At 50.7% G+C, this 467-nt stretch carries 2 tRNA genes and 1 rRNA gene; all 3 read right to left on the reverse strand.

The annotated features are described in order from the left end of the window. Window positions 1-104: 104 nt before the first annotated feature. Window positions 105-180: transfer RNA gene (locus tag NI000_RS36575), tRNA-Ala, on the reverse strand. A 21-nt stretch (window positions 181-201) separates the two neighbouring features. Then, a tRNA-Ile gene (locus tag NI000_RS36580) sits at window positions 202-278 on the reverse strand. A gap of 35 nt (window positions 279-313) precedes the next feature. Beyond that, window positions 314-430, reverse strand: a 5S ribosomal RNA gene (gene rrf, locus NI000_RS36585). Window positions 431-467: the final 37 nt, after the last annotated feature.

Consider the following 467-nt stretch of genomic DNA (forward strand, 5'->3'; position numbering starts at 1 on the left):
CAAAAGATATATACCTCGCGGTATCAACTAGTAAAACTAAGGATGATTCAGCTTTACGCTTTGTTTCGTTATCCAGTTTTCAAGGAACAAATCTTAAATCATCATGGTGGAGCCAAGCGGGATCGAACCGCTGACCTCCTGCTTGCAAGGCAGGCGCTCTCCCAGCTGAGCTATGGCCCCATGCTATATTATGAAGTTAACTGGTGGGCCCTAGTGGACTCGAACCACCGACCTCACCCTTATCAGGGGTGCGCTCTAACCAGCTGAGCTAAGGGCCCTTACTTTTGTTAATCATCCTGCTTAAAGCAGGTTCGCTTGGCGACGTCCTACTCTCCCAGGACCCTGCGGTCCAAGTACCATCGGCGCTGGAAGGCTTAACGGTCGTGTTCGGGATGGGTACGCGTGGTTCCCTTCCGCCATCATCACCAAACGAACTGAAAGGCATTGCACCTTTCAAAACTGAACAC

The sequence above is a fragment of the Paenibacillus tyrphae genome, from assembly GCF_024158745.1.
Classification (GTDB): Bacteria; Bacillota; Bacilli; order Paenibacillales; family NBRC-103111; genus Paenibacillus_G; species Paenibacillus_G tyrfis_A.